Raw genomic sequence first — 22,445 nt, 5'->3', positions numbered from 1 at the left:
GAGTACCCGTTGAAACCTGGTGTGAAAGCCGGCATCGTCACTGCTGCAGTCGTCGTAGTGCTGATGCTCATCGTGTTCGTCGTCGTCATCGTCAATCAGAACGGAAAGGAGCCGCCCACCTCCGACGGTTCCGCCCCCTCCGCGCCCGTCCAGCGCGAGAACTCGCATGTGCTCGACGACGGCGGTGAAGGTGCCATCACCGTGGTCGAGTTCCTGGACTTCGAGTGTGAAGCCTGCGGCGCCTTCTACCCGATCGTGGAGGATCTGAGGGCAAAGTACGACGGGAAGATCACCTACGTCGTCCGTTACTTTCCCCTCCCGGGTCACCTGAACTCGAGGAACGCTGCCCTCGCCGCCGAAGCCGCCGCGCAACAGGGACGACTCGATGACATGTACCGCGAATTGTTCGAAACCCAAGCGGAATGGGGCGAAGCCCAGGAATCACGTGCAGATGTTTTCCGCGGGTTCGCTGAACAATTGGGCCTAGACATGCCCGCATACGACAAGGCCGTCGCTGACCCGGCTACGACCGCACGCATCGATGTGGACTTCAACGACGGCCAGGCCCTCGGAGTCGACAGCACCCCGACGTTCTACGTCGATGGAGAGAAGCTCCAGTTGCAGCAGTTCGACGACCTGGAGAACGCCATCAAGGCCGCGTTGGAGACGCAGTGACGATTCTGGGACTGTCACACCGTCGTGTGATCATTGTCGGCGCCGGACATACCGGGCTGGCAGTCGCGGGCGCGCTCAGAAGCAGTGGTCTGATCCCGCAGAAGGATTTCACCGTCATCGACGCGAACACGAACGGCCAACGCTCGTGGGCCGCACGCTGGCATTCCATGGTGCTCCTCAGCGATGCGCACCACAGCGCGATCGCCGGCCGACCGCTTCCCGGCGACCCATCCCGACGTCCACGTGCGGACGAAATGGAGGAGTACCTCGCCGCGGTCGAAGCTTCGCTCGGCGTGGCCGTGATGTGGGGTATCCGCGCCGCTAGCGTAGATCCTCGTGGCAGCGGCTCGACTCTCCTGCTTTCGACTAGCGAGGGGCAGGTTCAAACCCGCAACGTGGTGTGCGCGACGGGTTCTTCATCCCGACCTTGGATCCCGGCCTGGGCTGCGGACCTCGCTGTTCCAGGCGCGGCAATACACAGTGCCGACTATCGGTTTCCTCGACAGATTCCCCACGGCGACGTGCTGATCATCGGCGGTGGGGACAGCGGAGTGCAGATCGCACGGGAACTCGCCCACTCACACAGCGTCACGCTGTCGACCCGATCCCGGGGCCGCCCAAATCGCGAACAGGACACGAGACGTTGGTCGTGGCTTGCGCACCGGCGCTCCACGCCACTGGACGGAGCTGTGCACGCAGAGTTGCAACAACACGGAGTGTCGATAGCGCCGCCCGCTCATGGCGCTGACGGGGGATACGTCATCTTCGAGGACGGCATGCGAGCGAAGCCGCAGTCCGTGGTCTTCGCCACCGGGTATCTACCCGGTGATGATTGGCTTCCTCCAGTAGTCCGTGGCTCAGGAGCCAGCCGCGGGCGATTCGGAACGACTTCCATGCCGGGCTTGTTCGTGGCGGGCATCCCCGGTTACAGCAGACCGGGGTCAGACAGCTTTGCCGGTGCGCAGCGGGACGCAGTCTCGATCGCACGGCGCATTATGAATCGCCCCTAGGCAAGAGGAGAAGCATATGGGCGTCCAACATGATCACGCGTCGGTCGGGACACCTCGGCGGCGTCTGCTGATCGCGTTCGCCATCACGTCGATGGTCTTTATCATCGAAGTCGTTGGAGCAGTCATCACCGGCAGCCTTGCGCTGCTTGTTGATGCTGCCCATATGCTGACCGACGTGATCGGCCTTGCCCTTGCCGTCACCGCGGCACACCTGATGAATCGGGAACCGTCCGCCCGGCATACCTGGGGCCTGCGCCGAGCGGAGGTCCTCGGTGCACTTGCTCAGGCGGCGCTCCTTCTCGGCGTCGGGATCTTCGCACTGGTCGAAGGAGTGCGGCGCCTGTTCGAGCCCCCGGAGATCGCATCCGGCAGCTTGCTGTTCTTCGGGATCGTCGGCTTACTCGCCAACATCGCTTCCCTGTTTGTCCTCATGAGTGGACGCAAGGCGAATCTCAACATGCGTGCGGCGTTCCTCGAGGTCTTAAATGATGCACTCGGATCCGTCGGAGTGATCGTCAGCGCGATCCTGATAGCGACGCTCGGCTGGTACCGAGCGGATGCGGTTGCGGGCATCGTGATCGCACTGCTGATCATTCCGCGCACCCTTATTCTGCTGCGTGCATCCGGGAGCGTTCTTCTCGAGTCCACGCCACCTGGGCTGGACCTCGAGGACGTCCGCCGGCATCTGCGCGAGTTGCCTCACGTCGTCGACGTGCACGATCTGCACGCCTCACAGGTGTCCACCGACCTGCCCACCCTGAGTGCACACGTCGTGGTCGACGATGAACTCTCGCAGGAGGCGTCGTCTGCGCTTCTCCGTTCGCTTCAGGAGTGTGTTGCGGAGCACTTCGCGGTCAGCGTCGAGCATTCCACCTTCCAGATCGAGCCAAGATCTCACCCCGACGAGCACGCGACTCACGCGTGACGAGTTCGAAGCACCCAATGTCCGAAGACCTACCCAAGGAGAATCATGATGAAATGCCCTGTTGACGGCGCTGATCTGGTGGTCGCCGACCGATCCGACGTTGAGATCGACTACTGTCCACAATGCCGTGGCGTGTGGCTAGACCGCGGCGAACTCGACAAGATCATCGACCGCAGCGCGGGTTCGCTGACGCCTGATGCGAGTTGTCGAGACCGCCGCCGCGACAACCATGGTGGCCATAAGCGTGGTCGTGGCCGTGAAGGGTTCCTTGGTGACCTCTTCGACTTTTGAATCCCACGAATCACGTACGCCCCACTCGACCGCGTCCAGACGGAAGTCGACGTTTCGTCTGGCCGTCGTAGTTGCGGCACTCAGCGCCGGGTTGCTGTTCATCGGAGCTGAAGCCGCGGCGGCGTCGTCGTCCAACTGGTCTGCCAGTTCCACGCCAGCTCCCACAGAAACGCTATCGCCGACCCCGACCCCGACCGAATCCACGGACAAGCCGCACCAGGAACTGGTTGATGAACAGGGATCGGAGCGCGGTGATCTCGGATTCCTTGGCGTTGTCTTTGTGGCGGGTCTTGGATTTATTCTCGCCGCGGGAGCGGTCGGTGCCCTGTTGGTTGCCCGCGAACGGCGCCGTCGAGATCGAGCCGAGGCCGCATCGAAAGAGGGGCGCTCAACCGATGGATAAGAAGAAGACGCCACCATACGCCGTCGCGTTCATCGTCGCTGGGCTGGTCGTGCTCATTGATCAGGCGAGCAAGGCCGCCGCGCTTGCCGAGCTGAGCGAGTCGGAGCGCATCCCACTGCTGGGCGACCTGCTCGGCTTGCAACTCGCGTTCAATCCAGGTGCGCTCCTGTCGTTCGGATCCGAGGTGACATGGGTGTTGACCGTCCTCGGCGTGGGAATCACGGTCACGCTGTTCGTCGCAGCGAAGCGCTCGCGAAGCATCTGGTGGGCTACCGGAATCGGATTCATCCTCGGCGGCGCCATCGGCAACGTCCTGGATCGCTTGTTCTCCCCGCCCGGATTCGGACGCGGACATGTGACTGACTTCCTGGCCTACGGGAACTGGTTCATCGGCAATCTCGCCGACATAGCCCTCGGAATTGGGGCCGTCATCCTCGGTCTCGGGCTCTGGATTCGCCGGCGGGCCGCATCACAAGAGCCCGGCGCCACGTCCGTACCGGCCGAGGATGCCCAGGTGTACGGATCATGACGCAGAAGAAACGCGCCCCATCCGTCTATCAGCGTAATGCGCTCGCTCCGAGCCTGATCGCTGCCGCAGTGCTCTTCCTCGCACCAGTCCTGCTGACCACTAGTTGGTCGACGGTCGTGCTGTTCGTGACCTCGATCCTCGCGATCATAGTCAGTTGGTTCGCGTTCCAGGCACGGCAATGGTGGTGGATCCCCGTGTTCGTCGCCGTAGCGGTGATCTGGAACCCTGTGCTTCCGTTCCCGTTCACGGGGCCCGTCTGGATCGGGGTGCAGCCCGCCGCTGCGGTGCTCTTCCTCGTTGCGGGGAGTTTGGTCAAGGTCCCGAGGCCGTGACAGTCGACAACATCGTCTGCTGCGTCGTGCTGCGCCCCGTGCAAGGTGCGCCAAGAAGGAGGCAATAACACCGCGATGATCCCGGCTCGCCCACCCGTGCACGTCACCGGAGCTGCCCGCTGCCGTGGCGACGTCCGCTGTGCCCGGTGGTGTCCATCGACGATGCCTGCGGAGCTCGTCGATATCCAGGCTGTGAGGTCTGTTCGATGAGCCCCTGGATCCCGGAATCTCCTCCGACGCTCGCCGACTACTTCGCTGTGCTTCCTGGCCCCCTTCCTGTGTTGCCGATGCTGGCGACGGTCCTGGCCGTGGTGTACCTGGCGGGTGCGATCCGTCTATGGCGCCACGGGCGACGGTGGCCCGTGTGGCGCACGGCCAGCTTCCTCCTGGGATGCGTGCTACTTGCCGGTACCACCGGCCTTGGCGTCGAGGCCTACGGACATGCGCTGCTGTCGGTGTTCATGTTCCAGCAGTTGACGCTGATGATGGCGATCCCTCCTCTGCTGGTGCTCGGCTCCCCCGGGACCCTCCTTCTGCGCGCCACCCCTCACCGCGGGGTGGGACGGGTTGTTCTTCGAGCAGCACACGCCGGGTTGCGTAGCCGTGCAGCCCGGTGGGTACTCAGCCCCTGGTTGGCCCTGCCGATCTATCTGGCGGCGTTCTACGGCCTGTATCTGGCAGGCCTCGCTGACCGCATCCTCGCCACCATCGGGGGCCATATGGCACTCGAGGTCGCATTCCTCGTCGCCGGGGTCCTGTTCACCATCCCCGTGCTCAGCTCAGACCCGCTACCAATGCGGCTCAGCCACGGCGGGCGTGCGATCGATGTCTTCGCCGAAGCTGCTCTGCACGCGTTCTTCGGCGTCTTCCTGATGATGGCGACCACCATGCTCGTCACCCAGTTCGTCTCACCCACAGAGGCTCTCGGTCTCGACCCGCTCGAGGACCAGCGCCTCGCCGGAGGACTGGCATGGTCATACGGGGAGGCACCCACCTTGCTGATGCTCGTGTACGTGATGCATCGATGGTTCCGCGAGGACACAGCCCGTGCTGCAGCGGAAGACCGGTACGCAGACGTGCACGGCACGACCGAGTTAGATGCGTACAACGCCTACCTTGAGACGCTGCATAAGAAGGACGCCTGAATGACGACCACCGAGCTCCCCCGCTCCCAGCCACCGGCAACCGGTCTCAAAGCCCACGCCGTGAGGCTCTCCGACGCGCCGATGCTGCGCCTGCGCATCGCACTGCCCCTCGCCCTCGTCGCCGGCGTGCTCCTCGACCTGTCCACTCCCGACGTCGGATGGTGGCCGCTCGCGTTCATCAGTGTCTCGCTCTCCCTCGCGACCCTTATCGGACGAAGCATCGGCGGTGCCGTCGCGGTCGGGCTCCTGTTCGGCGCCGGCTTCTACACCCTCCACCTCGCCTGGGTGGGCCAATTCTTAGGCCCCGTGCCCCGCCTTGCTCTCTCCGGCCTGGAGACGCTCTTACTGGGCCTCGGGGCCATCCCCCTTGCTCTCGCCTACCGGTGGACGCGCCGTTTCCCGCGTCGTGGCGCGATCCAGATCGTCGTCGTTTCGGTGATGATCGGTGGGCTGTGGACCGCCCGCGAAGTCGCCGTCGGCTCCTGGCCGTACAGCGGGTTCCCGTGGGCGCGCCTGGGGATGACACAGGTGAACGGCCCGTTTCCGGAAGCGGCTTCCTGGATCGGCGTCACCGGGCTGTCGTTCCTCGTTGCTGTGGTTTCTGCCGCGTTGGTGCAGTGGATTCGCGCCGGCGGCCTGACATTCCCACAAGGATCCATCTTCCCGGTCGTCATCATCGGCGTCCTCGCCGTGACACCGCAGTTCCCGACCACCAGCGCCGGGACCTTCACCGTCGGGTGGGTGCAAGGCAACGGCCCGTCCGGATACTTCGACGAAAAGGCACCCGGAGACATCCTCCGGACATATTCCTCGGCCACCGAGCCACTGTATGGGGAGCCGATGGATCTCATCGTGTGGCCGGAGGGAGCCATCGACTCCGATCCGCTCCGCGACCGCGACACCGCCACGAAGTTGGACCAGATCGCCACTGCTGCCGGAGCACCGCTCCTGGTCAACGCTGCAACCGCCCGCGGAGAGAAGACCTTCAACACCTCGATCCTGTGGACGCCCGGAGCAGACAAACCTCAGCTTCACGACAAGGTGAACCCGGTGCCCTTCGGCGAGTACGTGCCCGACCGATGGCTGTATGAGAAGATCGCGCCAGATCTGGTCGGTCTCATCCAACGCGAATACACCCCCGGGACGAACCCACCCGTCGTGACCGTGGGCACAACACGTGTGGGCCTGGCGATCTGCTTCGACGTGATCTTCGACGACGTGATCCGCGCCGGCGTCGAGGGCGGCGCGGGGCTTTACGTGTTCCAGACGAACAACGCCGACTTCCGCGGCTCCGACGAGAACCTGCAGCAGCTCGCCTTCGCGCGAATGCGGGCGATCGAGACAGGCAGGTCGGTGATCAATGTCTCCACGGTCGGAACCAGCCAAGTCATCGATCCTGCAGGGAAAACCGTCGACACGATCGGCGTCGACGTCGCGGCTGCCAACATCACCACGGTTCCGCTGCGCACGGGGCTGACGGCCGGCGTAACCCTCGGCCCTTGGCTGTCCTTGCTCGTGCCCGCGGCGGCGCTCGCGCTCGTCGCCATCGCAGGATTCATCGATTTTCGTCGACGTCAACCCGATCGTCGACCCCACCCGCTGGAGAGGAGACCCGCACCTTGACTTCGCCCCGACCCCACCTCTCGAGTCCCGAGAAGCGTCTGCGTCGTGATCGCACCGGCAGACCGGATACGCACGCCGCTGAGCCGGCGGACGAGGAACATCCACTCACCCGTGCCGCCCTCCGGCGGCAGCGTGCGGTATCCGTCCCGAGTGTGAGCGAGCAATCGCCCCTCCAGTCGGACGAGGCGCGGACCAGGACCTCCCCTAACCGGGAGACCGGCCCCGAGACCCCGCTGGCGCCCTCCGTCTCCCCACGCACCCCTGTGCGGTCGAGGCAGTTGACAATGTCTACCCTTGCCGGTAATCGCGTCGGCAGGAAGCTGTTGGCCATCGGCGTTCTGGCGGTGGCAGGATCGTTCGCGGTCGGGATGACCATCCCCGCCACCGTCGCAGGTGGCCCAAGCTTGGATACCGCAAGCCGGTACCGCACCCCGTGGAGACGACGCAGGTTTCGGATGATCAGATCCGAGCCTTCGTCACTCCGGGCGAGATACGCACCGAACAGTTGGACAGACAAGGCGGCTTCAGCGTCGCTTCGGTCCCGGATCTCGCCGCCGTGGCGGGAACCAGACACTTCACCGGCGCCATCCTCGCCGACCCGAGCGCCGCAGTGCAGTGGCCGTTCCCGGTCGGCGTTCCCACCTCGTCCAATTACGGTCCCCGTGGGGGTCGGCAGCATGAGGGCGCCGATTTTGCTCCCGGGGAGGGAGCGGAGATCCAGACGATCGCCGATGGAGTGGTACCCATCGCCACGGAACAAGGCGGCGCCTTCGGCGTGACCGTGTACATCGAACACGTTGTCGATGGTCGTACCGTCTTCAGCCGCTACGCCCACATGCAGTACGGTTCGTTGATGGTGTCCGAGGGACAGCAGGTCAGCGCAGGACAGAAGGTCGGTCTCGTCGGCAATACAGGCAGGAGCTTCGGGGCACACCTACACCTGGAGATCACGGCTGAGAACGAGAAGGTCGACCCTGTGGCATGGCTGCAGGAGAAGACCGGTAGGTAGTCGGGGTGCGTGATCGATGGATGGATGCCCCCGCGCCGCGGGTACTGCGGACCCTCGCCTCTCTCTGGGGTCAATCAATTGTCACTCGCGAGTTCGAGCGCGACGCGATCGCCGGGATATGCTCGCAGTGATGGCATCACCGGCACGCTTCCCCGCTCTCGGGCGGTCACCCGCGCGTGCCCTGATAACGGGTCTCATTCTCACAGTGTGCACGGCTTTACTCTTCGCCCTCGGTCTCGCATGCGCGAGCGCTGAAAGAGCCACGGACGCCTACAACACCGGCTCGAACATTGCACTTCACGGCTCGTTGACGGACGCCGCAACAGAAGAAGAGACCACCACGGCAGACGCTCCCGCGAACACCGATCTTATGGTGGGCACGCACTCCGGGTGGTCACGCGCCTCCACCGGGTCCGCCCTGTGCGCCCTCGGCCTACTGTGCGGACTTCTTGTCACGATTCTCGCGCGCCGCTTGTGGAACCGTCCGCAGGTGCGTGATCGCGTGCCCAGCCTTATTGCCCCGCCATGCGCAGTGGTGGCACCCTCCCGATTTCGGACGATCGCGCCGTCGCTGACACAGTTGAGCGTGTCGCGAACCTGAGCTCGCGGTACCCGCCAGTCTCGCTGTCACTGCTGTCACTGCTGTCGCTGCTGCCATTGCGGTCACTGCGATCCCAGTCGTAGACCGTGCCGCCTTGCGAGGCGCCGCCCTCGTAGCCGATCGGACGCATCTCGCTCACCTCGCTGCGAGCCGGAGGCACTCCGATGCGCTCGCTCATAGAGCCACTTCCCTCATCGCACGATTCTCTCGTCGTCCGTGAACCGGACCAATCCCTGGACTTCACATGAGCTCAGAACAAACAGATTCCCCCGCCCGCCTCCACGGAGCCAACCGACGCATTGCGTATCACCGCCGGGCGCTCACCGCTGTGACGGCGGTGCTCGTCCTCAGCGTGCTCACCGCCTGCACCTCGAATGACTCCCTCGCCCAGCAGTACCGCGCCGGCGATGAGAAGGGATACATAGCCGGCGACTTCCAGGTCGTGGAGATCCCCGAATCCGAACGCGGCGAGCCGGTCGTGTTCGATGGTGTCACGGAGATAGGCACGTCGGTTTCCAGTGACGGCTACCGCGGCGAGGTGCTGGTAGTCAACTTCTGGTACGCGGCATGTGGTCCGTGCATCGTCGAAGCGCCCCTCCTCGAGCAGGTCTGGCAGGAGTACCAGAACGATGACGTATCCTTCCTCGGAGTCAACACCTACGACCAGCCAGCCACGGCGCTCTCATTCGCCAAAGACAACGGTGTCACATACCCGAGTGTGATCGACGTCGTTGACGGAAGAGTCAAGCTTGCCTTTGCCCAGGCCACGCCGATTCAGGCGACTCCGACGACCCTCGTCATCGACAGGCAAGGACGGGTGGCCGCGCGGATCATCGGGCAGCTGGCCAGTGCGTCGATTCTGTCGACCTTGGTCAGTGACACCCTCGATGAGGATGTACCGTGAGTCCCGGAGCAATGATCGTCGACGGCGCCCTCTGGGTCGCCATTCCGGTCGCAATCCTGGCGGGCCTGGTGTCGTTCGTCTCCCCGTGCGTCTTACCGCTTGTCCCGGGGTACCTCGGATATCTGGGAAGCGCGACGATCGCACCGGTGGGCCAGTCTAGGCGGGACCGAGCAGTGGCGCCCGAACGTGCCCGACTTCTTGCGGGTGTTGTGCTCTTCATTGCCGGTTTCACGGTCGTCTTCGTCGCAGTGACGGTGCTTGGGGGCGCCTTCGGTCTCGTGCTCCTGCAATACGCCAACATCCTCACCCGGGCATTCGGCGTTGTCATCATCGTTCTCGGTTTCGTCTTCATCGGTTTCTTCGGCATCGCCCAGCGGAACGTTCGCCCACGAATTCAGAACAGAACCGGCCTGATCGGGGCACCGCTGCTCGGATTCGCTCTCGGAGTCGGGTGGACTCCATGCATCGGCCCGACTCTCGCCGCAATCATCTCGATGTCGTGGAATCTCGGCGACCCAGCCCGCGCGGGGCTGTTGGGACTCGCGTACTCGCTGGGCCTAGGCATCCCTTTCCTTGTCCTCGCTGCTGGATGGGGCTGGGCATCTCGGTCCGTGACATTCCTGCGTCGTCATGTCCGCGCTTTGAACATAGTCGGCGGATCAATGCTTATCGCCCTCGGCGTGCTCATGGTGACCGGGGCGTGGACCACGCTGATGTCCCAACTGCAACAGGTGGTGATCAATGTCCCCCTCCCGATCTGATCTCCGAACGGAAACGACGACAGATCCGCTGCGCCCCAGCGATCATGCCGACGCTGCCGTTCCTAGCGAGATCGCCCAACCACATTTAGGGTTCATCGGATGGCTCCGCTGGGCATGGCGCCAGTTGACCAGCATGCGCACCGCGCTCCTTCTGCTCCTCCTGCTCGCCATCGCCGCGGTCCCCGGGTCGCTGTTCCCGCAGCGCAGTGCCGATCCGAACGGCGTCACCCAATGGGAGAGAAACAATCCAGATGCTTTCCCGATCGCAGATGCCGTCGGACTGTTCGACGTGTACCTCTCGCCCTGGTTCTCCGCGATCTACTTGTTGTTGTTCACCTCGCTGATCGGGTGTGTCATTCCGCGCGCAAAGTACCACTACAAAGCGCTGCGCTCGCGCCCTCCCCGCACCCCGGCCAGACTCAATCGGCTGCCAGCATTCGCCGAGACTACCCTCCCGGGCGCCGGCGACGTCACGGCGACGACCGCGGTCGACCTCGCCGCAGAACAGTTGCGGAAAGCCGGATACCGGGTGGAGCGCTATGACGCGCGCGGCACCTTCTCCGTGTCCGCCGAACGGGGATATCTGCGAGAGACGGGCAACCTGATCTTCCACCTCGCCCTCGTCGGTGTTCTCGCCTCCGTCGCGATCGGAGGATCGTTCGCCTACACCGGGCAACGCGTCGTCGTGGAAGGCACGACCTTCGTCAACGCGCTCAGCGACTACTCCTCCTTCAACCCGGGACGCTTCGTCGACGGCACAGACCTTGCCCCCTACTCACTGACACTCGACACGTTCGGAGTCTCGTACCGACTTCCGGGGAGCGCAGGAGCAGGACAAGCCGGAGATTTCGACGCGCAGGTCACGATCCGCCAGTTCGGCAGGGAAGACCGCAAGCAGAACGTGATCGTGAACTACCCGATCACTGTCGAAGGCGACCGAATCTTCTTGCTCGGGAACGGCTACGCCCCCACGATCACTGTCCGCAATGCCGACGGAGAGGTCGTCTACAGCGAATCGCAGCCCTTCCTACCTCAGGACTCGAACATGACGTCGCTTGGCATCATCAAGGTTCCGGATGGTCTGCCCGAGCAAGTCGGGCTCGTCGGGTTCTTCTATCCCACACGCGGCGTGCTGGACTCGGGCGCATACACCTCGATCTACCCGGACGTCGTCAAGCCAGTACTGACGTTCAACGTCTTCAGCGGTGATCTCGGCATCGATGACGGCACGCCACGGTCCGTGTACACGCTCGACGTGAGTGGGCTCACCCAGCACACCGGCGGCGAGAGCAGTCAGGACTCCCTCGAGCTCACCCCTGGCGCAACGCTCGATCTGCCGAAGGGCTGGGGCACGGTGACATGGGAGTCCGTCTCCGAAGAAAAGCCTGTGAAGCGTTTCGCCTCGCTTCAGATACAGCACGATCCCAGCAGCGGCTGGGTGCTGGGATTCTCCCTGCTCGCAACGCTGGGGCTCTTCGCCGGACTCTTCGTTCCTCGCCGCCGCCTCTGGGTCAAGGCCCGAACGAGCGCGTCTGGCGTGCGCATCGAGTATGCCGGCCTTGCAAGAGGGGAAGACCCGGCTCTGCAGCGCGCCGTCGATGACCTCGCGTTGCGTCACACGGCTGAGCTGCGAAACGAGACATCGGAGAAGTCACTGTGAAGATCACCCGCCCACGAAATGGCGCTCACGTCGATAGCGGCTCAGAACCGTCGACCCAACCCCAGGAGCACACGACGACGCGACGAGCTCTCCGCTGCAACGATCAGCACCCCGCCCGTCCAAGATCGAGACAGTACACTGTGCTGCGGCGATCCCGCCAGAAGTCAGGCGTCAACCGATCAGCGCAAAAGGCGACGATTCTTGCTGTGGTGGGCGCGCTTGTCGCCGCCTTCACTCTTCCCGCGTATGCGAGCCCTCCCGTGGATGCCGCAGATTCGCTGACTCTTCAACAGGTCGCCGCGGACGACTCACAATCCCTGGTCGTCGCCTCCGAAGTGTCGCCACCTCCACCTCAACGGGGAACCTTCTCGGCGACGACACCAGATGAGATCGCGAAGAAGAAGGCAGCCGAGGCTGCTGCCAGAGCGACCGCCAACGCCCAGGTCGCTTCGAGCCGCTTCGACTTCAGCATGGTGTCGCCAGGGAGCGGCCTCGTGCGCTGGCCCTTAAGCGGGCCCTTCACGGTCGGCGACCGGTTCGGGGCACGCGGGGGTGCGCACATGGGCACCGACATGCTGGCCGAGGGCGGGACACCAATCTTTGCGGCTCTCGACGGGGTCGTCAGGATTTCGCAGGACAGCTACTCCGCGTATGGCGTGGCGATCGTCCTGGAATCGGTCGTGAACGGACGGCGCGTCAGCACTGTGTACCCGCACATGCGCACCGGAAGCCGTCAGGTCGGCGTCGGCCAGACCGTGTCGGCGGGGCAGCTGATCGGCCTCGTCGGCAGCACCGGTCGGTCTACTGCAAACCACCTCCATTTCGAGGTGTACATCGACGGGCAAGCCGTTGACTCGCTGAGCTGGCTCGAAGCGAACGCAGGCTGATATGTCTTCCCGCCGGCCCACCACACACTCGCCCGCAGCCGCCCCCTTGATCTGGAGGATGATTCGCAATGAATGACGTCGACCCGCTCTCCCTAGACAGCATTTCCTTGCTGCTCGTCTGGACCGCCATCGCCACATATGTGTTGGCGTTCGTCGCCTTCACCATCGACCTCGCCCAACGCGCCGCCCGCACAACCGCGCCGCAACGTGAACGGGAGCTCGCCGGAGCAGGCGGTCCCGTACGCACTCCAGCGCCTCCGGACCTTCAGGATCCGCCGGAGTCACCGGACAGTATCCGAGTTCCGCCGTCGCAGAGGCCGCGTCTGTTGTGGGCGAGAATCGGGACCTCGCTGACGGCGCTCGCCTTCGTGTTCCATCTGGCCGGTACCGTCACCCGCGGCATCGCCGCCGAACGCGTCCCCTGGGCGAACATGTATGAGTTCGCCCTCACCGGCACCGTCCTGATCGTCGCCGTCTACCTCGCCGTACTGCGACGTTACGACCTCCGCTTCCTCGGCGCGTTCCTCATCGGCATGATCGTGCTCCTTCTCGGTGGCGCCACGATCAGCTTCTACGTCGAGGTCGTCCCGCTCATGGATCCCCTCAAGAGCATCTGGCTCGTCATCCACGTCTTCGTCGCATCCCTCGCCACCGCGTTGTTTGCCATCGCGTGCGGCATATCCATCACACAACTGCTGCAGAACCGGAAGGCACGCCGACTCGCACGAACGTCGACCGACGCTCGCCGAACTCCCCGGTCGAGCGTCCTGAACACGCTGCCCGCGGCAGATGCGCTGGAAACTCTCGCGTACCGGTTCGCGATCGTAGGGTTCATGTTCTGGACCTTTACCCTGATCGCCGGCGCGATCTGGGCGAACGACTCGTGGGGCCGCTACTGGGGCTTTGACGTCAAGGAGGTCTGGACGTTCGTGATCTGGGTGCTCTACGCCGGCTACATCCACGCCCGAGCTACTCGCGGTTGGCGCGGATCCCCCTCGGCGTGGTTGTCCATCGTCGGCTTCGTCGCCGTGCTGTTCAATTTCACGATCGTCAACATGTACTTTCAGGGCCTGCACTCTTACTCCGGTCTCTCGTGACCTTGAGGTTCCGACGAGACGATGGCCATTAGGCGCTGAAAGGGCGTGCACTCGAGCTCGGTCCCACAGGAGTGCAAGACCTCCGATGAGCAGGCGGTCGGGCGGCGTTATCAGACGTAAACGCCGCGCTCCTCCATGAACCTCACGGGGTTGGTGTATCCGCCGTTGATGTAGACCTCGAAGTGCAGGTGGCATCCGAAGGAACGTCCCGTATCACCTGCATATGCGATCACTTGCCCCGAGTTCACCCACTGCCCTTGTCGCACAATGATCCCCCCGGGTCTGATGTGCGCGTAGCCGGTGCCGACTCCCCCGCCATGCTGGATGCGAACGTAGTTTCCGTAGCCACCGTTGGCGCCGGCATAGTCCACGGTCCCCGAATTGGCAGCGTAGATCGCCGCGCCGCATCCGTTGGCAAGGTCGGCGCCGTAGTGGTAGCTCGACGAACAGCCCTGCGGCCCGCACATCGGCGTTCGAGGACCGTAGCTCGAGCTGCGAGCTCCTCCGTGGGGACGGACCCATCCGCCGCTGCCTGCGGTTCCACCGCCTCCCCCGTTGCCTCCTCCGTTGGCGGCGGCTTCCGCAGCTTCCCGCTCGCGGCGCGCCCTCTCCTCAGCCTCTCGTGCCGCGACACCAGCCTGGTACCCGGCAACGGTTTGCGTGGTGGTGTCTGTGAGAGCGGCCAGCTGGGCCTTCATCGTGTCGAGATTCGCAGTCTGTTCGTCGAGCGCAATCCGCGCTGCTTCTGCCGCCTGCTGAGCAGCTTCCATTTTCTGTTCAGCGATCCGCTGAAGACGGTCACGCTCGTCACGTGCTACCTGTGCCTGATCGGAGAGGGACTGCGCAGCATTGCGTGACGAGGCGGCCTTGTCGAAGATCGACTGGTTGTACTCGAGGAATTTCTCCATCGTGCCGAGCCGAGACAGGAGTTCGTCGGCGTTCGCGCCGGAGCCGGAGAAGAACAGCTCGAGGGCGGTGTCGTCGCCCCCGCTCCGGTATAGCTGGGCGGCGACCTGGCCGGCTCGGCGAGCGGATTCATCGGCGATCTTGGCTTGTTCGTCCGCCTGAGCTTGCAGGGATTCGGCTTCGGTGATCGCAGCGAAGTACTCCTGTTGTGCTGCAAAGAACTCGTCGGACGCCGTCTTCGCGGCCGCTTCCGTCTCGGCGACGTTCTGGGTCAGGGACTGGATCAGGCTTTCGATGCGCGTCACCTCAGCCGCTTTGGCGGCCTCGTTGTTCTTGGCGCGTTGCACATCGTCCCAGCTCGGATAGGAGTCCGCATACGCAGCGGACACTCCAGAGGCGACACCGAATGCGGCGAGGGCGACGACTCCGAGCGCGCCGAGCGCGAAGGCACTGCGCCGCGTGATTGTCCTCCCCCAGAGGGAGTCACGCTCCGCGGCGGTGGGGGCGCAACTGCAGTCCTGAGCGGCCGCGGCTGCCGCGTCCGTTGCGAGCCGTTCGTTCACGGTGATCCTTCAGGGTCGTCGTGTTCCACCGGGCAGGATCGTGCGGGACTGCGGAGATCTCGCATCCGGAGATTTCTGTCTCTCCCATGCTCGCGCGGTATCCATCTGGTCACGCCATCGGCGCACCGAGACTCCCACTCTCCCAGGTGATCGATAACTTGTTCACAGAGACGAGGGCGGCTCGATGCGCGCGCTCCGCCCGGGCCGTTCTCGTTGATCGATCTGCGCGAGGTAGGCGTTGTACTCTTCCAGCTCTGCGTCTTCGCGGGATTCGTTCAGGCGTGCCCGTCGGCGATCACGGGAATGCCATCGTGACAGGCAGACGATGAGCACGATGAGAAGCGGCAACTCCGCGTAGGTCCACAGGAGCATGCCGGCGACAGCCTGGTCGTACATCGGGTCCGCACCCTGGTGGTCACTCGCGTAGTCGGTGAGCAGCGGCGCGCCGGCACGGATCAGGATGAGGCCGAGGATGGCGTGGATCTGGATCTCCACGAAGATGTCGATCAGCCGGGCAGGGAACGACGGTGCGCGTGGAAGCGGATCGGAGGACCAGAGCGGCACCGCTGCGACCACGCCTGCGACCAGGAAGAAGGCGAGCAGGAGATCCGCACTGACGCGGCTGCCCATCACAAAGCTGATGCCATCGGTGAGGTAGAGACCGGGGAATACCACCAGCGCGATCGCGATGGGCATGAGCGGATGCAGCAGCACGCGAGCCCAGGTGGACCGTAGCCCGGCCAGAGCTGCTTTCAGAAGCACCCGACCCATGCCGCGGTGCGGGGTGCTACGGAGCAGAAGACGCCCCGGAGAGCCGGCGATGAGCAACGGCGGGATGACCGTCATCGCAGTGATCTGCTGGAACATCAACGCGGTGATGGACATCTGCGCATACCTGTTCACACCGAAGGTCGCGATACAGAACATCAACGCGCAGGCGAGGACGAACGAAATGGTCCGCGGGATCGACCAGCTTCGGCCGTTCAACCACAGCCGAATCGCGCCGTGCAGATACCAGCAGCACAACACCACGGCTGTGAGCGTCACGATCGGTGACGCACCCGCAAGATCGAACCGGAACCAGTCCGAGAAGAATGGAAGGATCGCGTCTGTCGACACGCAGGCTCCTTGAATGGTCGTGATGGTCGGCACCGGGACATCGGGTGTAGAGCCTCACTCGCGTCCGGAGTGCCGGCGCGATGACGTTCCCCTGTCAGAACAGGAGTCCGCAGGCACACTGTCCACGCTACCCGGCGCGGCGCGATTTTCTCACTCTCAGGCTGCGGGCTTGTCCTCGTGATCGATACCGGCATGCTCTTTGCCCTTCTCGAATCCGAGAAGGCGCAGGGCGTTGACGACGACGATCAGCGTGGATCCCTCGTGGATGAGAACCACCGCGCCGATGTTGAGCCCCAGGAACGTGGCCAGGATCAGGAACGCCACGATCGCAAGGCTGGCGATGAGATTCTGCCGGATGATCCGGCTGGTCGCCCGGCTCAGGCGAACGGCGAACGGCACCCGTCCGAGATCGTCGCTCATCAGTGCGATATCGCAGGTCTCCAGCGCGACTGTCGATCCGGCGGCCCCCATCGCGATTCCGATGTCGGCGCGCGCCATCGCCGGTGCGTCGTTGACACCGTCTCCGACCATCGCGATGGGGCGGTGCGCTTCGGCGAGACTGATGATCTCGGTCACCTTATCTTCGGGAAGCAGTTCACCGATGGCGGTGTCGACTCCGACCTCCCGGCCGACGGCGTCGGCGACGCGCTGGTTGTCACCGGAGATCATGACCAGCTTTCCTACGTTCGCGCCTCGGAGGGCGCGGAGGACCTGTGCGGACTCTGCGCGGGAGGCGTCCATGACGCCGACGATGCCGAGGAACGTATCGCCTCGCCGGACAATCATCAGCGTCTGGCCGGAGTCGCGGGCGGTCTGGTATGCATCTTCCAGTGCGGCCGGCAGCCGCAGCTGCTGCTCCTCGTACATGCGGAGGTTTCCGACCTCGACACGCTGCCCGTTGATGGTGGCGATGACCCCACGTCCGATGACAGCGTTCAGGTCGTCGGCGGAGAGCTGAGCGCCGTCGGCGAGGCGTGGGGCGAGGTCGCGGACGATGGCGGTGGCCAGGGGGTGATCGCTGAGTGATTCAACGGCGACGAGCGTGGCGATCAGGTCCCCTTCCGTCGTATCGTCTGCGTGGACGAGAGAGGTGACACGAGGTGCGCCCCAGGTCAGCGTTCCGGTCTTGTCGAAGGCCATCGCCTTGACCCGTCCCAGCGTCTCCAGGGGGCCTCCACCCTTGACGAGAACACCGGCACGAGCGGCTCGCGCCACACCGGCTAGCACGGCGGCAGGCGTCGCGATGGCAAGCGCACACGGGCTAGCAGCCACGAGCACGGTCATCGCCAGGTAGAACGCGTCCGGGAAAGGCTGCGAGAACGCCAGCATCGCGACCAGCAGCGTCACGACGACGCCGACGATCACACCGGGAACGTACCAGCGCTGGAACCGGTCGATGAACTGTTGCGTGGGAGATGCTGCCTGGTCCGCATTGCGGACGAGCTCGACGACCTTGCTCAGCGTGGAATCCGCGGACGTCGCCGTGACCTTGATCTCCAGGACACCCGACCCATTGACCGTGCCGGCGAAGACCCGGTTCGCGGACGGCAGTGTGTCGACCATCCGCATCGCACGCTCAGCGTCTGCCACCGGTTCCTTCTCGACCGGGATCGACTCCCCCGTCACCGCCGACTGATCCACGGCGGACACACCCGCGATCACGAACCCGTCCGAGGGAACTCGAGAATTCGGTCGAATGACGACGATGTCACCAACCACGACCTCCTCCACCGGCACCTCGACAGGCTCGTTCGCACCTCGTCGCACCAGTGCACTGCGTGGTGCGAGTTCGGCCAGAGCCTCGATCGACTTACTGGCCCGGCTGAGCGCGTATTCCTCGAGCGCGTGACCGAGACTGAACAGGAAGAGGAGAACCGCGCCCTCCGCCCACCGCCCGATGAGCGCGGCGCCGATCGCGGCCACCAGCATGAGGAAGTCGACTTCGAACTTCCCCCGCAACGTGGACGAGATCGCCGTGCGGATCGTGAAGAACCCGCCGAAGAAGTAGGTAGCGAGGAAGAAGGCCAGCGGCCACCCGACCAGAGGCAGTCCGAGAGCGTACTCGGAGATCATGCCGCCGGCGTAGGTGACGCCGGAGGCAATAGCGAACCACAGCTCCCAGCGTGCAGACCCGTGGGCGTGCTCATGTGTCTCGTCGGAAGATCTCACTACGGTTTCGGTGGAGGACATGCCCTCAAAATACATCATAATATTGTGATATGTTGGAATTGTGAATGATTCTCATGTTCGAATGGCGGGCCCAGAGATCACGGACCCGGCTCCCTCGACGCGAGGCAGTGCCGAGCTGACGAACGCCGAAGCAGAACAGTTAGCCGAGATCATGCAGGCGCTCGCCTCTCCCCTTAGGCTGCGCATTCTCAGCTCTTTGCGTACCGAGCAGAGAAGCGTAACCGAGCTCGGCGAACTCCTGAACGCGGGCCAGACCACCGTGTCGAATCACCTTCGACTACTTCGCCATCTCGGTCTGGTCAACGGAGACAGACACGGACGCCACGTGCACTACACATTGTTCGATGAACACGTCAGCGAGTTGCTCGACGAAGCTATAGGCCACCTGAAGCATCTCCCTCAGGTCCAGTAGCACCACCCCTCGATTCAGGCGTTGCCACTGTACATTAGGTGATGTATAGTCAGTGAATGCTGACTATTACTTCGCGCCTCGACGTCATGAATCGGCTCGGCCGGGCGATGGCGGACCCGACACGTTCCCGGATCCTGATGACCCTGCTCGGTGGTCCTAGCTATCCGGCCGTACTCTCGCGCGAGTTGGAGCTGACCCGCTCGAACGTCTCGAACCACCTGACCTGCCTGCGGGACTGCGGAATCGTGGTCGCGGAGCCCGAGGGTCGTCAGACGCGCTACGAGATCGCTGACCCGCACTTGACGGCGGCGCTGACCGCGCTGGTGGACGTGACCCTCGCCGTGGACGAGCACGCTCCCTGCGTGGACTCTTCGTGCACCGTGCCGGGTTGCTGCGGGACGGGAGCGGGCGAGTGAGCGCGGCGTGCGGCTGCGAGCACGACGAGCCTGAGGCCGCGGTCGGCGAGGAAGCTGAGGAGGCGGAGCGCCCTTGGTGGCGTGACCGCGGGATCATGGTCCCGGTCTTCTCCGGTATCGCGTTCCTCACCGGCCTGGTCCTGGAGTGGTCCGGGATGGAGATCCCGGCGCTGGTGCTGTTCTGGATCGGCCTGCTGCTGGGCGCGTCGACCTTCACCCCTGGTGCGATCCGGAAGCTGCTCAAGGGCAAGCTCGGCATCGGCCTGCTGATGACGATCAGCGCGATCGGCGCGGTGATCCTCGGGTATGTCGAGGAGGCCGCAGCGCTGGCGTTCCTGTACTCGATCGCCGAGGCGCTGGAGGACAAGGCTATGGATCGCGCCCGCGGCGGGCTGCGGGCGCTGCTCAAGCTCGTCCCGGAGACCGCGACCATCCGCCGCGACGGCGCATCGGTCGAGGTCCCGGCGAAAGACCTCCAGGCGGGCCAGCTGATGTTGGTGCGGCCGGGTGAGCGGATCGCGACCGACGGCATCGTCCGCACGGGACGCTCCAGCCTGGACACCTCCGCGATCACCGGGGAGTCGATCCCGGTCGAAGTCGAACCCGGCGACGCCGTCTCGGCCGGTGCGATCAACACCGCTGGGGCGTTGGAGGTCGAGACGACCGCGGCAGGCACCGACAACTCACTGACCACGATCGTCGACCTGGTGGAGAAGGCTCAGGCCGAGAAGGGCGATCGCGCCCGTCTCGCCGACCGCATCGCCCGCCCCCTCGTCCCCGGCGTGCTGATCCTCGCCGCGCTCGTCGCGATCGTCGGGTCGCTGCTCGGCGACCCAGAGCTGTGGATCACCCGCGCCCTCGTCGTCCTCGTCGCGGCATCGCCGTGCGCGCTGGCGATCTCGGTGCCGCTGACCGTGGTGGCCGCGATCGGGTCGGCGAGCAAGTTCGGCGTGATCATCAAGTCCGGGGCCGTGTTCGAGCGGTTCGGCGTGATCCGTCACGTCGCCGTCGACAAGACCGGCACCCTGACCCGCAACGAGCCCGCCGTCACCGCGGTCCTCACCGCTGACGGCGTGACCGAGGCGGAGGCGCTCGCCTGGGCGGCCGCGCTCGAGCAGCACAGCACCCACCCCCTCGCCGCCGCGATCACCGCCGCCGCGCCGGGCGCTGCTGCGGCGGAGAGTGTGACCGAGCAGGCCGGCCACGGCATCGAGGGCACCCTCGACGGGGCCCGGATCACGGTCGGCAGCCCGCGCTGGCTCGACGCTGGGACCCTGGGTGACCGGGTTGCGGGGCTGGAGGAGCAGGGTATGACGGTCGTCATCGTGCACCGCGACGGTGGCCCGGTCGCCGCGATCGGGGTCCGGGACGAGCTGCGACCCGAGGTGCCCGAAGTCGTCGGCACCCTCGCCGCCCAGGGCATCGGGGTGACGATGCTCACCGGCGACAACGCCCGCACCGCCCGCGCCCTCGCCGCCCAGGCCGGGATCGAGGACGTGCGCGCCGAGCTGCGCCCCGCGGACAAGGCCGCCGCGATCGGCGAGCTCAGTACGAAGGGGGCTGTGGCGATGATCGGCGACGGTATCAACGATGCCCCCGCCCTCGCCGCCGCCGACATTGGCATCGCGATGGGCGCCACCGGCTCGGATGCCGCGATCGAGTCCGCCGACGTCGCATTCACCGGCCACGACCTGCGCCTGCTCCCGCGCGCGTTCGACCACGCCCGCCGCGGACGCCACATCATCAACCAGAACATCATCCTGTCGCTGCTGATCATCACCGCCCTGCTCCCACTCGCCCTGTTCGGCATCCTCGGGCTCGCCGCGGTGGTGCTCGTCCACGAGATCGCCGAGGTGATCGTTATCCTTAACGGCCTACGCGCCGCCCGGACACGGAAGGCCAGCGCGTGACCGTGCAGGACGTCGCCGCGACGGTCGGCGAAGACAGTGCGGGCCAACGGCCACAGGCGAGGAGAGCCCTCGGCGTCGCCTTGGTCGTGGCCGTGCTCGCTGTGGTGCTCGACCAGGGCTCGAAGGCCCTCGCCGTGACGCAGCTGACACCGAGCAAACGGATCCCGCTGGTCGGTGACCTGTTCGGCCTGTCCCTGGTCTACAACCCCGGAGCCGCGTTCTCGCTCGGCTCCGGGGCCACCTGGATCATCACCCTCATCGGCGTCCTCGCCTCCGCCGCGGTGGTCATCTTCGCCGTGCGGCTGCGCGGCGCCCGCTGGGGCCTCGCGCTGGGCTTGGTCCTCGGCGGTGCGGTCGGCAACCTCATCGACCGAATCGTGAACCCGCCCGCGTTCGGACGCGGACACGTCACCGACTTCCTCGCTTACGGAGATCTGTTCGTTGGGAACATCGCCGACGTCTTCGTCGTGATCGGTGTCGGCCTGGTCTGCCTGATCCTCCTCCTGCCGAGCACTCGCACGGTGACCAACAGTGAGAGAACGGAAAGCGCCTCGTGAAGGTAGAACTGCTGCACATCGTCGACTGCCCGAACACAGACATCGCCCAAGCGAACGCACGCACGGCGCTGGATGCTCTCGGACTTGTGGACGTGGCCGTCGAGCTTGTGACGATTCGAACCGAGGCCGAAGCGAGGAGCACCCGGTTCGGAGGCTCACCCACACTCCTCGTCGACGGCGTCGACCTATTCCCGACAGCACCAGCCCGCTCGCTCGCGTGCCGCGTCTACACGACGGAGAACGGATTCGCTGGCGCACCTACTCGCCAACAGCTCGAAGTTGCGTTGGTGGCGGCCACTGGCCGTTGAGATGCAGGTCAGCGTGATGACTGCCTCGTTATAGGCCCGGCACCACGACGGCGCTTTGCATGGATGGAGGCTGACCCGGGTTCCATGCCAACAGGGCACAGAAGGCCGCTCAGGGCGGTCTGCCGGGCGTGCATCAGATGACCATCCAGATTCGGGTCATCTCGCTGGTACCGGGCATCCCCAAGCCGACGGAAAGCGCCTCTCTCCGTCCC

The 22,445-nt window shown here is 65.0% G+C and carries 22 protein-coding genes and 1 pseudogene; 19 read left to right on the top strand and 4 right to left on the bottom strand.

Annotation, left to right across the window (positions count from 1 at the left end; all coding sequences use genetic code 11):
* Window positions 1-9 precede the first annotated feature (9 nt).
* From AB0269_RS00840 to AB0269_RS00825, 4 genes and pseudogenes are all read left to right on the top strand, one after another.
* Entirely contained in the window at window positions 10-675 is a 666-nt protein-coding gene (locus AB0269_RS00840; protein WP_227531181.1) for a thioredoxin domain-containing protein, read from the top strand.
* Entirely contained in the window at window positions 672-1,685 is a 1,014-nt protein-coding gene (locus AB0269_RS00835) for an NAD(P)/FAD-dependent oxidoreductase (RefSeq protein WP_366209292.1), read from the top strand. The genes AB0269_RS00840 and AB0269_RS00835 overlap by 4 nt, the downstream gene beginning before the upstream one ends.
* A 16-nt stretch (window positions 1,686-1,701) precedes the next feature.
* A complete protein-coding gene (locus tag AB0269_RS00830) occupies window positions 1,702-2,610 on the top strand; it encodes a cation diffusion facilitator family transporter (protein ID WP_175988797.1) in 909 nt (302 codons plus the stop codon).
* Between the two features lie 45 nt (window positions 2,611-2,655).
* A pseudogene (locus tag AB0269_RS00825) lies at window positions 2,656-2,727 on the top strand (zf-TFIIB domain-containing protein); the annotation flags it as partial.
* A 21-nt stretch (window positions 2,728-2,748) separates the two neighbouring features.
* Here the strand turns inward: AB0269_RS00825 and AB0269_RS00820 are convergent.
* Window positions 2,749-3,054, bottom strand: a complete 306-nt coding sequence (locus AB0269_RS00820) for a hypothetical protein (RefSeq protein WP_366210520.1) — start codon at window positions 3,052-3,054, stop codon at window positions 2,749-2,751.
* 98 nt (window positions 3,055-3,152) lie between these two features.
* Between AB0269_RS00820 and lspA (AB0269_RS00815) the strand changes: the two genes are divergently transcribed.
* From lspA (AB0269_RS00815) to ccsB, 10 genes are all read left to right on the top strand, one after another.
* Window positions 3,153-3,833, top strand: a complete 681-nt coding sequence (gene lspA / locus AB0269_RS00815) for a signal peptidase II (RefSeq protein ID WP_250646272.1) — start codon at window positions 3,153-3,155, stop codon at window positions 3,831-3,833.
* Window positions 3,830-4,165 (top strand): DUF6804 family protein, encoded by a 336-nt coding sequence (locus AB0269_RS00810; protein ID WP_175988803.1) that lies wholly within the window; start codon window positions 3,830-3,832, stop codon window positions 4,163-4,165. The genes lspA (AB0269_RS00815) and AB0269_RS00810 overlap by 4 nt, the downstream gene beginning before the upstream one ends.
* Before the next feature lie 206 nt (window positions 4,166-4,371).
* Entirely contained in the window at window positions 4,372-5,310 is a 939-nt protein-coding gene (locus AB0269_RS00805) for a cytochrome c oxidase assembly protein (protein WP_175988805.1), read from the top strand.
* Window positions 5,311-6,933: an apolipoprotein N-acyltransferase gene (gene lnt / locus AB0269_RS00800; RefSeq protein ID WP_175988807.1), complete on the top strand. Its 1,623-nt coding sequence runs from the start codon at window positions 5,311-5,313 to the stop codon at window positions 6,931-6,933.
* A 433-nt stretch (window positions 6,934-7,366) separates the two neighbouring features.
* Window positions 7,367-7,942, top strand: coding sequence for a M23 family metallopeptidase (locus AB0269_RS00795; RefSeq protein ID WP_175988809.1), 576 nt, complete (start codon window positions 7,367-7,369; stop codon window positions 7,940-7,942).
* Window positions 7,943-8,787: 845 nt separating this feature from the next.
* A complete protein-coding gene (locus tag AB0269_RS00790; protein WP_366209291.1) occupies window positions 8,788-9,447 on the top strand; it encodes a TlpA disulfide reductase family protein in 660 nt (219 codons plus the stop codon).
* Window positions 9,444-10,208, top strand: coding sequence for a cytochrome c biogenesis CcdA family protein (locus AB0269_RS00785; RefSeq protein ID WP_366209290.1), 765 nt, complete (start codon window positions 9,444-9,446; stop codon window positions 10,206-10,208). Before AB0269_RS00790 ends, AB0269_RS00785 begins: the two co-directional genes overlap by 4 nt.
* On the top strand, window positions 10,189-11,868 hold the full coding sequence (locus AB0269_RS00780) for a cytochrome c biogenesis protein ResB (RefSeq protein ID WP_366209289.1): 1,680 nt from the start codon (window positions 10,189-10,191) through the stop codon (window positions 11,866-11,868). Before AB0269_RS00785 ends, AB0269_RS00780 begins: the two co-directional genes overlap by 20 nt.
* 260 nt (window positions 11,869-12,128) lie before the next feature.
* Complete coding sequence (locus AB0269_RS00775) at window positions 12,129-12,755, top strand: M23 family metallopeptidase (RefSeq protein WP_366209288.1); 627 nt, start codon at window positions 12,129-12,131, stop codon at window positions 12,753-12,755.
* A 68-nt stretch (window positions 12,756-12,823) separates the two neighbouring features.
* Window positions 12,824-13,852 carry a c-type cytochrome biogenesis protein CcsB gene (gene ccsB, locus AB0269_RS00770; RefSeq protein WP_366209287.1) on the top strand — a complete coding sequence of 343 codons (1,029 nt, stop codon included), beginning with the start codon at window positions 12,824-12,826 and terminating at the stop codon, window positions 13,850-13,852.
* A gap of 110 nt (window positions 13,853-13,962) precedes the next feature.
* Here the strand turns inward: ccsB and AB0269_RS00765 are convergent, their stop codons facing one another.
* The 3 genes from AB0269_RS00765 to AB0269_RS00755 all read right to left on the bottom strand — a co-directional run bounded on the left by AB0269_RS00765 (window position 13,963) and on the right by AB0269_RS00755 (window position 18,630).
* Window positions 13,963-15,321, bottom strand: a complete 1,359-nt coding sequence (locus AB0269_RS00765; protein WP_366209286.1) for a M23 family metallopeptidase — start codon at window positions 15,319-15,321, stop codon at window positions 13,963-13,965.
* 162 nt (window positions 15,322-15,483) lie between these two features.
* On the bottom strand, window positions 15,484-16,350 hold the full coding sequence (locus AB0269_RS00760; protein WP_366210470.1) for a cytochrome c oxidase assembly protein: 867 nt from the start codon (window positions 16,348-16,350) through the stop codon (window positions 15,484-15,486).
* 246 nt (window positions 16,351-16,596) lie between these two features.
* On the bottom strand, window positions 16,597-18,630 hold the full coding sequence (locus AB0269_RS00755; RefSeq protein WP_366209285.1) for a heavy metal translocating P-type ATPase: 2,034 nt from the start codon (window positions 18,628-18,630) through the stop codon (window positions 16,597-16,599).
* A 40-nt stretch (window positions 18,631-18,670) separates the two neighbouring features.
* Here AB0269_RS00755 and AB0269_RS00750 point away from each other — a divergent pair, with 40 nt between their 5' ends.
* From AB0269_RS00750 to AB0269_RS00730, 5 genes are read left to right on the top strand one after another with little or no spacing between them, the layout of a single operon-like run.
* Window positions 18,671-19,042, top strand: coding sequence for a metalloregulator ArsR/SmtB family transcription factor (locus AB0269_RS00750; RefSeq protein WP_366209284.1), 372 nt, complete (start codon window positions 18,671-18,673; stop codon window positions 19,040-19,042).
* Between the two features lie 56 nt (window positions 19,043-19,098).
* Window positions 19,099-19,458 carry a metalloregulator ArsR/SmtB family transcription factor gene (locus AB0269_RS00745; RefSeq protein ID WP_366209283.1) on the top strand — a complete coding sequence of 120 codons (360 nt, stop codon included), beginning with the start codon at window positions 19,099-19,101 and terminating at the stop codon, window positions 19,456-19,458.
* Window positions 19,455-21,368, top strand: a complete 1,914-nt coding sequence (locus tag AB0269_RS00740) for a cation-translocating P-type ATPase (RefSeq protein ID WP_366209282.1) — start codon at window positions 19,455-19,457, stop codon at window positions 21,366-21,368. The genes AB0269_RS00745 and AB0269_RS00740 overlap by 4 nt, the downstream gene beginning before the upstream one ends.
* Window positions 21,365-21,925, top strand: a complete 561-nt coding sequence (lspA, locus tag AB0269_RS00735) for a signal peptidase II (protein WP_366209281.1) — start codon at window positions 21,365-21,367, stop codon at window positions 21,923-21,925. Before AB0269_RS00740 ends, lspA (AB0269_RS00735) begins: the two co-directional genes overlap by 4 nt.
* Window positions 21,922-22,233: a hypothetical protein gene (locus AB0269_RS00730; RefSeq protein WP_366209280.1), complete on the top strand. Its 312-nt coding sequence runs from the start codon at window positions 21,922-21,924 to the stop codon at window positions 22,231-22,233. The genes lspA (AB0269_RS00735) and AB0269_RS00730 overlap by 4 nt, the downstream gene beginning before the upstream one ends.
* Window positions 22,234-22,445: the final 212 nt, after the last annotated feature.

The sequence above is a fragment of the Microbacterium sp. NPDC077644 genome, assembly GCF_040702785.1.
Classification (GTDB): domain Bacteria; phylum Actinomycetota; class Actinomycetes; order Actinomycetales; family Microbacteriaceae; genus Microbacterium.
The sequence above is the reverse complement of the archived record's forward strand: the minus strand, read 5'-3'. Positions and strand labels throughout refer to the sequence as shown.

What these genes read in the sequence shown, in the direction of transcription:
- AB0269_RS00830 (WP_175988797.1), top strand. Translation starts at nt 1,702, where the DNA reads ATGGGCGTCCAACATGATCACGCGTCGGTCGGGACACCTCGGCGGCGT.
- AB0269_RS00810 (WP_175988803.1), top strand. Translation starts at nt 3,830, where the DNA reads ATGACGCAGAAGAAACGCGCCCCATCCGTCTATCAGCGTAATGCGCTC.
- AB0269_RS00805 (WP_175988805.1), top strand. Translation starts at nt 4,372, where the DNA reads ATGAGCCCCTGGATCCCGGAATCTCCTCCGACGCTCGCCGACTACTTC.
- lnt (WP_175988807.1), top strand. Translation starts at nt 5,311, where the DNA reads ATGACGACCACCGAGCTCCCCCGCTCCCAGCCACCGGCAACCGGTCTC.
- AB0269_RS00790 (WP_366209291.1), top strand. Translation starts at nt 8,788, where the DNA reads ATGAGCTCAGAACAAACAGATTCCCCCGCCCGCCTCCACGGAGCCAAC.
- AB0269_RS00780 (WP_366209289.1), top strand. Translation starts at nt 10,189, where the DNA reads ATGTCCCCCTCCCGATCTGATCTCCGAACGGAAACGACGACAGATCCG.
- ccsB (WP_366209287.1), top strand. Translation starts at nt 12,824, where the DNA reads ATGAATGACGTCGACCCGCTCTCCCTAGACAGCATTTCCTTGCTGCTC.
- AB0269_RS00755 (WP_366209285.1), bottom strand. Translation starts at nt 18,630, where the DNA reads ATGTCCTCCACCGAAACCGTAGTGAGATCTTCCGACGAGACACATGAG.
- AB0269_RS00745 (WP_366209283.1), top strand. Translation starts at nt 19,099, where the DNA reads ATGCTGACTATTACTTCGCGCCTCGACGTCATGAATCGGCTCGGCCGG.